General features: G+C 39.7%; 10 protein-coding genes. 3 read left to right on the top strand and 7 right to left on the bottom strand.

The genetic code is table 11. From position 1 onward, the window contains the following. Positions 1-55: 55 nt before the first annotated feature. Positions 56-445 (bottom strand): hypothetical protein, encoded by a 390-nt coding sequence (locus WJR50_RS29100; protein WP_341296845.1) that lies wholly within the window; start codon positions 443-445, stop codon positions 56-58. 203 nt (positions 446-648) lie between these two features. Between WJR50_RS29100 and WJR50_RS29095 the strand changes: the two genes are divergently transcribed. The 3 genes from WJR50_RS29095 to WJR50_RS29085 all read left to right on the top strand — a co-directional run bounded on the left by WJR50_RS29095 (position 649) and on the right by WJR50_RS29085 (position 3,461). Next, positions 649-1,230 (top strand): DJ-1/PfpI family protein, encoded by a 582-nt coding sequence (locus tag WJR50_RS29095; RefSeq protein ID WP_341296844.1) that lies wholly within the window; start codon positions 649-651, stop codon positions 1,228-1,230. A 225-nt stretch (positions 1,231-1,455) separates the two neighbouring features. Next, complete coding sequence (locus WJR50_RS29090; protein ID WP_341296843.1) at positions 1,456-2,406, top strand: YihY/virulence factor BrkB family protein; 951 nt, start codon at positions 1,456-1,458, stop codon at positions 2,404-2,406. Positions 2,407-3,008: 602 nt separating this feature from the next. Beyond that, positions 3,009-3,461, top strand: coding sequence for a cytochrome B (locus WJR50_RS29085; protein WP_341296842.1), 453 nt, complete (start codon positions 3,009-3,011; stop codon positions 3,459-3,461). Between the two features lie 43 nt (positions 3,462-3,504). On the opposite strand, the gene WJR50_RS29080 is transcribed toward WJR50_RS29085, so the two are convergent. The 6 genes from WJR50_RS29080 to WJR50_RS29055 all read right to left on the bottom strand — a co-directional run bounded on the left by WJR50_RS29080 (position 3,505) and on the right by WJR50_RS29055 (position 9,061). Next, entirely contained in the window at positions 3,505-4,929 is a 1,425-nt protein-coding gene (locus WJR50_RS29080; RefSeq protein ID WP_341296841.1) for a DASH family cryptochrome, read from the bottom strand. An 83-nt stretch (positions 4,930-5,012) separates the two neighbouring features. Then, on the bottom strand, positions 5,013-5,660 hold the full coding sequence (gene nth, locus WJR50_RS29075) for an endonuclease III (RefSeq protein ID WP_341296847.1): 648 nt from the start codon (positions 5,658-5,660) through the stop codon (positions 5,013-5,015). Between the two features lie 2 nt (positions 5,661-5,662). Then, entirely contained in the window at positions 5,663-5,908 is a 246-nt protein-coding gene (locus tag WJR50_RS29070; RefSeq protein ID WP_341296840.1) for a hypothetical protein, read from the bottom strand. Beyond that, the gene (locus tag WJR50_RS29065; protein WP_341296839.1) at positions 5,883-6,482 is read right to left on the bottom strand and encodes an RNA polymerase sigma factor; all 600 of its coding nucleotides are present in this window, start codon (positions 6,480-6,482) and stop codon (positions 5,883-5,885) included. Before WJR50_RS29065 ends, WJR50_RS29070 begins: the two co-directional genes overlap by 26 nt. A gap of 301 nt (positions 6,483-6,783) precedes the next feature. Further along, the gene (locus WJR50_RS29060; RefSeq protein ID WP_341296838.1) at positions 6,784-7,440 is read right to left on the bottom strand and encodes a PKD domain-containing protein; all 657 of its coding nucleotides are present in this window, start codon (positions 7,438-7,440) and stop codon (positions 6,784-6,786) included. Positions 7,441-7,516: 76 nt separating this feature from the next. Then, on the bottom strand, positions 7,517-9,061 hold the full coding sequence (locus tag WJR50_RS29055) for a hypothetical protein (RefSeq protein WP_341296837.1): 1,545 nt from the start codon (positions 9,059-9,061) through the stop codon (positions 7,517-7,519). Positions 9,062-9,172 lie beyond the last annotated feature (111 nt).

Raw genomic sequence — 9,172 nt, 5'->3', positions numbered from 1 at the left:
TGCATAAATCTTTAAGTTTTGGTCAACCTAAAGTTTATTCATTGACCCGCTCTTTTCAAAATTTAAACATGCTCTTATAATAAGCCTGGGCAATAGCGGTATTGGGTTTATGCGAACCGGAAGGGCTTACGCCTTCATATTTATAATATATTTTGGCAGGAGTATCCAGCATCTTTTCCAGTCCACGGGCACGGTAGAGGGGGGTAGGTCTCCATAGTGTATAGAGATTTCTTACCTCATCAGGAATTTCAATCCACTTATCGGTGGAAACTTCCTGTTTGATCAGTTCCATCGGAAAAAGCGGAGCCAGGGCATCGGGACCGATGGGTTCTTTGGTAGCAGGGTTGAGTGGAGGCAAAGGCTTGTTTGGCATATCGGCCACAATATTGTACCAATGCTCAGGCATCTCCTTTTCTTCCAGGGTAATCTTTCTTTGTTCTAGCATGATATAAAGGTTTGTTTACATGTCATGTTTGTGGTTGACACAAGCTTCTAAAATAAGTATTTTCCTTTTTGAGAAGAAAAATGGGCCTAAAAAAAGCCTTTTTTTAGTGTTCATATTTCGGTTTTTTCGTTAGATACTTTTGAGTGTTCAGCCTTATGCTGTACCTTTTTTGTAGAAACTTTTCACTCCAAAATTTTCAAAAGATGGCTAAAAAAAAGATCCTCTTCCTAACCGGTGATTATGCCGAAGACTACGAAACCATGGTGCCTTTTCAGATGCTGAACATGGTAGGCCATGAAGTGCATGCAGTCTGTCCAAATAAGAAAAAAGGAGATACCATCATGACTGCCATTCATGATTTTGACGGTTATCAAACCTATTCGGAGCGGCAGGGACATCACTTCACCCTCAATGCTACTTTTGACGAGATTGATATCAAAAGTTATGATGCACTGATGATAGCCGGTGGTCGTGCGCCGGAGTATCTTAGATTGGATGCCAGGGTAATTGAGACTGCCAAATATTTTGCTGAAGCTGACAAACCTATTGCTGCTATTTGTCATGGTATCCAGATCCTGACCGCTGCTGATGTGGTGAGAGGTAAGAGATTAACTGCCTATCCGGCGGTAGGTCCTGAAGTGACGCTTGCCGGGGGAGAGTATGTAGATGTACCGGCAACGGATGCTGTAGTGGATGGTAAACTGGTAACTTCACCTGCCTGGCCAGGGCATTCAGCTTTCATTGCTGAGTTTTTGAAAGTGCTGGGTACTAAAATAGAACTTTAATCTAAGGCCGGCTCAAAAGTGAGTCGGTTTTATTTTTTTGCATAAATGAATCGTGGAATGTCCCAACATCAAATAAACTTCTGTTTTCGCGTATTTTTCTTACCAAACTGACCTTCCTTATCTGAATAATTGTATTTTCGCTTCCTCGTCCTGTTAGTAGTGAACAGGATAAGCAAGGAGCTAATCTGTAAAAAGAGGTCAAAGAATCTTGTCAAGAGAACAGTTATGGAATTCTTTAAGAAGAAATGGAATTGGGTAAAGAATACGATAGTTGGTAAAATTATTGGTGATATTATCAAAGGCTTTGAGCATGATAGTCCTCTACTTTATGGAGCCTCTATTGCATTCTACATGATCTTTTCCATGCCAGCCTTGCTTATTTTTACAGTAGTCATTGCTGGATATATTTATGGAGAGCAGGCTGCTCAGGGCCAGTTATTCTATTACATAGAAGATTTTGTGGGTGCTGAAAGTGCTGAACAGATACAGAATATTATCAAGAATGCTGCAATTGACGAGGCAGGCTATGTGGCCAGAATAGTCGGTATCGCTACCCTTACCTTTAGTGCCACCACAGTTTTTGTAAATATTCAGTTGGCATTAAATGCCATATGGGGAGTAAGAGCAAAGCCCCAAAAAGGTTGGCTTAAGCTGATCATAGATAGGCTTTTTTCTTTCGCAATTGTCATTTTTTTGGGAGTATTGTTGCTGGCTTCTATTTTGATAGAGGCTTTACTAAGTGGCTTCCGCCATCTTCTAGTCAAAATTTTCTCAGATTATACGATATATCTGATAGAAGTAGCCAGCTCAGTGACTAACATCGCTATCGTGACCCTGGTGTTTGCATTGGTATTCAAGCTACTTCCCGACGCCAGAATTCGCTGGAAAGATGTATGGGTAGGGTCTATCGTAACCACTATTCTCTTTGTCATTGGTAAAAACCTGATCGGGATTTATTTGAGTACCAGCAGCTTTTCTTCAACCTATGGTGCGGCAGGTTCACTAGTCATTATTCTTTTATGGATTTATTATTCAGCAGTGATTTTTCTGATCGGCGCAGAATTTACCAAAGCCTATTCGCAGAGAGTAGGTAAGGCCATTCGTCCCAAGAAGAACGCCGTTAAAGTAGAAAAGAGAGAAATAGAAAGAGAAGTAAAACAGGAAGAAAAAAGTTAGGAAAACATAGCTGCGAAAACAGTTTTACTTTTATGCATGAAAATTAAAATATTCTCCATTATTTCTAAATTTTCACATCAAAAAGGCTTATTTGATATCTTATTTTTATAGTAATGTCACTAAATGTGAAGGAGAAATAATGCCTGAATTAGTACTCTACTTTTATTTTTTTTAAGTGCAACTTTTTCTGCGTATATGCTGTATTAGCAGTAAATATTACTATAACATAAAAGATGTTTGCAATCTTATCATACTTAGTACTAGCCCTGTTTTTGGGTGGGTCTTTGTTTTTCTTTGGTTGGATGTTTTATCTCGTGGTGAAGAAAGGAAATACTCAAATTAAACCGCTTGACCCCAAAGGTGATAAAAATCACCGATTGCCAAAAGCTGCTTAAATCAATGATCAAAAAGCTTTTCAGCGACAGTAGAGACTGTCGCTTTTTTTTTGTTTCCTGCTTATTGCTTCAAGTCTTTTATTACTTTTACCCCCAGGTTAATTCAAGGGTTGGCGTGAACTTGAATTTGAGTTGTCCTCATATGTAATGTGGAACTTACTCTGCCACAAGTCTCGCTTAAACTTATACACACAAAAACTAAATTTTATGTATACAGGTCTTCTTCATTTACATTCTACCCTTCGCTACATCGTCCTGATATTATTGGTCATTGCGGTAATAAAAGCTTTAATAAACTGGCAGGGTAAAAAAGATTTTAGGCCAGGCGATAAGAAAATTTATCTTTTCACCCTGATTGCTACTCATATTCAATTGCTGGTAGGTTTGGTGCTATACTTCGTAAGTCCAATTGTAGATCAGGTATATGCCGATTTTGGTGCAGCGATGAAGGATGCAACGCTTAGGTTCTGGGGAGTAGAACATTTTGTGGTGATGCTGATTGCCATCATTCTCATTACCATTGGTTATTCATCATCCAAAAGAGTAGCAGTTGCGGTGGCTAAACACAAAAGAGTAGCAATTTTTTATCTGATCGGCTTGGTGCTGATATTGATTTCAATTCCATGGCCCTTTAGTAATGTCGCCAGACCCTGGTTTTAAGTAAACGCATAAAGAAGGCAGCTTGTAAAGCTGCCTTCTTTACTTAGTACATCCACTTATCAAAATTAACCATAGGTTGCGGATAATCTGTGCCTAACTTTACTTTAGCACAATCAAGGTTTTGCTTCTCTAGCCTTGAAGGAAAATGAGCATGTTTCCCTTTTAATTCGGATAATTCTGGTATCCAATGTCTGACATACTCACCCTGAGGATCATAGCGTTGAGCCTGACTCATGATATTGAAATACCGGCCTTCCCGAGGGTCATTGCCTACCCCGGCAATATAATTCCAGTTTCCCCAGTTGCTACAGACATCATAATCAATCAGCAGGCTTTCAAAGTAAGATGCTCCCCAGGTCCAGTTAACTTTCAGATCTTTGACTAAAAAGCTTGCCACATTCTGCCGTCCCCGGTTTGACATATATCCACTAGAATTAATCTCACGCATATTGGCATCAATAAATGGAATACCTGTATCTCCCTGTTTCCAGCGTTCAAATCTTATTAAGTCGTTGTAGTATTCTATTTCCTTGTCCTGAATACCTCCGATTTTAAAAATGCGGTTTCCATATTTCTTGGCCATGAAGCGGAAGTAATCTCTCCACAGCAGTTCAAAAAAGAGCCAATAAGTAGAATCGTTTTTCTGTCGCTCTTGCTCATATTTCTGAATTTCTTCGTACACTTTGCGGGGCGATAATGCACCGATGGATAGCCAGGCAGAAAGTTTGGATGAATATTGATCCCCTAAAAGACCGTTACGGGTTTCTTTGTAATTTTTCAGTAAATCTTTTTGCCAGATATAATCTTCCAATCGGGCTAGTCCGCTAGTCTCACCTCCCACATACTTTAGTACTGCACGTTTATCATTAGGAGGTTCACTCAGCCCCAATTCATCTAAAGAAGGGATACGGCCTGCTCTGACTCCATTAAAAGCATACATCTCATGAGGGGGAGGTACAGTCTTTCTTATAGCAGTAGTGTGTTCTGCCTCTTTTCTGAACTGAGTAAACGTATCCGGAATGTTTTTGATAGGCCAGGGAATTTCATCAATATGTAGTAGTGTTGACTGCCAGTAAAGCTCCAGGCTAATACTTTCTTTGTGTAGGGCAGTTTCCAGAGCCTGCTCTACTTTCAGTTCCTCTGCACTCACTTCTTTGCTGGAATAAACAGCTGTCGCATCCAGTTCTCTGGCAAGTGAGGGGATGATTTTCTCCGGAAGTCCCTGTCTTACAATTAAGTCCGAGCCTATATTTTGCAAGTTCTGCCGAAGATCACGAATAGATTCTAATATAAACTGGCCGCGAAATGAGCCTGTTTTGGGAAGGCCAATTTCTGTCACTTCATAGTGTCTGGGATCAAAACAGTATACGGGGTATACAACATCAGATTTTTGTATGGCATGGTGCAGAGATATGTTATCATGTAATCTGAGATCATTTCTGAACCATACGATTATATTGCGGTGCATTTTTGTTTAATATTTATATAGTAATATTAAACAATAACGTCCTGAAGAAGCTATGGTTTAGGCTTTTTGTGAAGATATTTTACTTATACGTGTAAATTATTCTGGAAGTACCTGCAGAAATGAGTGAGTTCGCATTTGGAACATTGAGGGTTTCTGGCAGTACAGACATAGCGTCCATGAAGAATAAGCCAGTGGTGAGCTTTACCAATATATTTCTCAGGAATATGTCGAACTAGTTGTTTTTCTACTTCCATCGGAGTTTTTGCAGACTGGGTGACCAGGCCAATTCTCTTGGAAACTCTAAAGACATGGGTATCTACTGCCATAGCCGGCTGATTGAAAATGACTGAAGAGATCACATTGGCTGTTTTTCTTCCTACACCTGGTAGCTTTTGAAGCTGCTCAACCGTTTCCGGTACTTTATTATCAAACTGCTCAACCAGCATTTTTGCCATGCCGATCAGGTGCTTGGTTTTATTATTTGGGTAAGAAATACTTTTGATGAAGGGAAATAACTCATCAAAAGTAGCCTGAGCAAGGAGCTCAGAGGTAGGGTAGTGCTCAAATAAAGAAGGCGTCACAATATTGACGCGCTTATCAGTGCATTGGGCACTTAAAATAACAGCTACCAGTAACTCGTAAGGGTTACGGTAGCTTAATTCAGTTTGAGGTTCAGGCTTTGTTTCAGCAAAATGATGAACAAAAGCCTTAAAACGCTCCTTTTTATTCATCATTATTCTTCAGCCATCTGCAGGTCATAAGATCGGGAATACTCCAGAATCTTATTGATTGAAGATTGACGCGGTTCTTCCCTAACAGGATTATTGTCAAGGGTATTTTTTACGGTCAGCATTTGCTGATATTCATCCATGAGCTCATCATCAAGCAGCAGGGATTCCTGAAATTTGTGCGCTTCATCTTCATTCATTTCATCATAAAGAAAGCGTACTACATCATCTAGGGTAAATGTTTGGATCATAGGCTATATTATGTTTTTGCATTTTTTTCCTCAGGTTAATGAGTGCATAACGCATACGCCCTAAAGCTGTGTTGATACTGACCCCTGTCGCATCGGCGATTTCTTTAAAACTCATGTCCATATAATGGCGCATGGTCAGTACCTGTCTTTGTGCCTCAGGCAATTCTTTAATCAACTGTCTCAATAATGCATGTGTATCTTTCCTGATTTGCAGAGACTCTGCTGAGTCTTCTGAAAAATCCAAAGTATTAAACACGCTTTTCCCATCCTCCATTACTACCGTAGGATACCTTTTGTTCTTACGGAAATAATCTATGGATAAGTTATGGGCTATACGCATGACCCACGGTAAAAACTTACCTTCTTCATTGTATCTGCCAGACTTTATCGTTTTTATTACTTTGATAAAAGTCTCTTGCAGTATGTCTTCTGCCACAGATTCGTCTTTTACAATCAGGTAAATAGTAGTAAATACTCTTGACCTGTGACGGTTAACTAACTGTTCAAAAGCTGTCTCATTTCCTCTTTTGTACTGAGAAACTAGCTTGCTGTCGCTGACTGAATACTTCTTCATTAATCCAATTGTTTAGTTAACGTAGAAGTTTATTTCATATTGTCTCCGGTTAGTAATGGAACATAAAATTTTATAGGCACATTTTTCAAATCTAAAAAAGTAGCAAATAATATGCAACTTTTATTTTTCCAATTGAAATAAAGAAAGAATAAAGGTGAAATCTTGCATATTTTTCAAAATCTGCTTAACAGATGCAATAACTTTTTTTGAGCTTCCTTTCTTTTTGAGAAAAAATGACTTTTTAAATGTTAAAGTTAATCTTCTGATTGTCAATTTATTACTCCTTAAACAAAGTTTTTGATTATTGATTCACAGTGATATCAATATTATCAGTATCTGACTTTCCGCTAGGGTCGGTTACTTCTAATCTAAAACTGTATAGTCCGGTAGCGCTTGGTACAAAGGTGGCGACTGCTTCATCTGCATTTTCAAGTGTAACTTCCACGTCAATAGGGGTAGTATTAGAAATCCATTCGTATGCAAGCTCATCACCATCTGGGTCTGAGGAAGCGCTGCCATCAAGCGTTACGGTAGTATTCACCTGTACAGTTTGATTTTCTCCGGCATTTGCCACAGGAGGTCCTCCGGTAGGGGGTAATATATTAATACTTACATTATCCTGCACCGGAGGATGGTTGCCATCATCAACCGATAATGTAATCTCATACATTCCTTCCCTATCAGGGGTAATAGAAGCATTCATTTCTTCATCATTATTGAGAGTGGCTGAGCTGCCATCCGGCTGGGAATTGAGTGTCCATTGGTAAGTAAGCTGGTCTCCATCGGGGTCAGAGGAACCTGATCCGCTAAGGGCTATGGTGCCAGCTAAGTCAAGGGGAACTTCCACATCATCTCCTGCATCGGCTACGGGAGGCGATCCGGGAATGTCTTCGTCCGAACTACAACGGAAAAAGCAGAGGAAAGGCAAAAGCAATAAGCCCCATTTTTGAAAATACATACACACCTGTTTTTAAAAAATCTAAATCTCAGATGTATAAGATAGGACTTTTTTCTGACTTTTGCCCAAGCAGAGCTTAGAACTTTACTCTTAGCACTCCCTGCTTGCCAGATTTCTCCACCGGTACAGTGAGTACGCCAGGCTCAATCATTTTGCTAAAAGCTGGGATCAACCGTACGCGATAATCACTTCTATCCATATAATTGGTTAAGCTGATGTCGCCTCCTTTTTTGAGCGTGACCAGGGAGATATCTGATGCATTTTTGATGTCATTATTAAACAGCAGATAGTAGGCATCATCGTCATAGGCAAAGGCGTACGAAGCATAAATGTCTTTGGGCTCACTGGATCGCTGGTTTTTATCAATGATTTTTACCCACTCCCCACTTTGGTCGGGCGTAAGTTTGACGGCGAGTATCTTTTTGTAGATATCGCCCATTTCAACATCCGCACTTACTGGATTAAAGGCACTCAGGCTAAGTTTGGGTTTAAGCAGTGGCCCTCTCTTATATGACTCAGCAAAAAACACCAGGCTACCATCATCTTCCAGCATCATATTGTTGACCGTATATTCCTCAGCATAATCTTTATCTTCCTTCTCATTAATTTCTTTCATTACTGAGGATTCAAAGGCAAATTGCTGAGCCTGGGAAGAACCATCTGCTTTTAGCTGAATCATGATTCCGCCCTCAATATCATTGTTTTGTGGATTGGCAAATACGCCTGCTAATACCGCTTGCTGATTTTTATCCAGAGTCAAGCCCATATTAATGATAAATTGTCCCTGCGTATCAAAATCCAGGCTACTCACTTCTCCGCTTTCGGGATCGTAGCTATACAGAAGATATTCAAAATCATTGGCAGACTTCTTAAAATTATCATCATCAAAGGAAGCCATAAGAATGTAGAGCTTTCCGTCATTTGCCAGTGCATAATCTTCCAACAGTAAGTTGCTTCCCTCAGCAGGCAGGTCAATGATATCTGACCACTCTTCTTCCAGGTTTTCGTTGAGTACTACACATTGGAAATTGGCTACTGTGGATGAGAAATAATTGAAGTCAAAAAAGAGCGCTAATTTGTCTTCAGCAGCATTAGTTTTGTGGGTGATAAAAAGTCCTCTGCGCATTTTGCCAAACTGGCTGGAAAAAAAGCTGCGGAAAGCGGAGCTTACATCATACGTGAAGATATAGGGGTAAATCTGATCCAGGTTCTTTTCTTCGCCTATGCTTTCCATTTGCTGGTTATAGCTGTTAAGATAAATGTGAAAAAGACCGTCATCAGACTCTTTAGTATCATGAGAAAGCGTATGGAGTTGATCCTTGAAGGAAAAGGTGTAGAAATAATCTCTTGAGCGGTCCTCAGGCTTCATTACTACAGATTCTACTTCTTCAGGGCCTTCCATATTATAGTAAGAAATTACTTGCTTATTGCCAGTTCCACTGTAATAATAATCTTCAGTCAATCCTACAAAAAAGCCATCACTGTTCCCTCCGATAATATAGAGGTCTTCATCATTACCCACATTAACGTAATCACTGATAGCAGCATCCTGTGCCTGTAGGCAGAGAGGAGTAAAATAAATAAGGGTAGTAATAAATACTGTAAGTTGAAGCAGTTTCATAGTTGTCAGGTTTGTGTTTTAATCTTAATGCCTTTTTCGGGATAATTGTAAACAAAAAAATGAAGAAATCAGAACCTTTCCCTGCTTTGTAGTCTTGTGGAATAGAGCAAG

It is taken from the genome of Catalinimonas locisalis (assembly GCF_038039535.1).
Taxonomy (GTDB): Bacteria; Bacteroidota; Bacteroidia; order Cytophagales; family Cyclobacteriaceae; genus Catalinimonas.
Note: the sequence above shows the minus strand (reverse complement) of the source record. Positions and strands in the feature narration are given on the sequence as shown.

What these genes read in the sequence shown, in the direction of transcription:
- WJR50_RS29100 (WP_341296845.1), bottom strand. Translation starts at nt 445, where the DNA reads ATGCTAGAACAAAGAAAGATTACCCTGGAAGAAAAGGAGATGCCTGAG.
- WJR50_RS29080 (WP_341296841.1), bottom strand. Translation starts at nt 4,929, where the DNA reads ATGCACCGCAATATAATCGTATGGTTCAGAAATGATCTCAGATTACAT.
- WJR50_RS29060 (WP_341296838.1), bottom strand. Translation starts at nt 7,440, where the DNA reads ATGTATTTTCAAAAATGGGGCTTATTGCTTTTGCCTTTCCTCTGCTTT.
- WJR50_RS29085 (WP_341296842.1), top strand. Translation starts at nt 3,009, where the DNA reads ATGTATACAGGTCTTCTTCATTTACATTCTACCCTTCGCTACATCGTC.
- WJR50_RS29095 (WP_341296844.1), top strand. Translation starts at nt 649, where the DNA reads ATGGCTAAAAAAAAGATCCTCTTCCTAACCGGTGATTATGCCGAAGAC.
- WJR50_RS29070 (WP_341296840.1), bottom strand. Translation starts at nt 5,908, where the DNA reads ATGATCCAAACATTTACCCTAGATGATGTAGTACGCTTTCTTTATGAT.
- WJR50_RS29090 (WP_341296843.1), top strand. Translation starts at nt 1,456, where the DNA reads ATGGAATTCTTTAAGAAGAAATGGAATTGGGTAAAGAATACGATAGTT.
- WJR50_RS29065 (WP_341296839.1), bottom strand. Translation starts at nt 6,482, where the DNA reads ATGAAGAAGTATTCAGTCAGCGACAGCAAGCTAGTTTCTCAGTACAAA.
- nth (WP_341296847.1), bottom strand. Translation starts at nt 5,660, where the DNA reads ATGAATAAAAAGGAGCGTTTTAAGGCTTTTGTTCATCATTTTGCTGAA.
- WJR50_RS29055 (WP_341296837.1), bottom strand. Translation starts at nt 9,061, where the DNA reads ATGAAACTGCTTCAACTTACAGTATTTATTACTACCCTTATTTATTTT.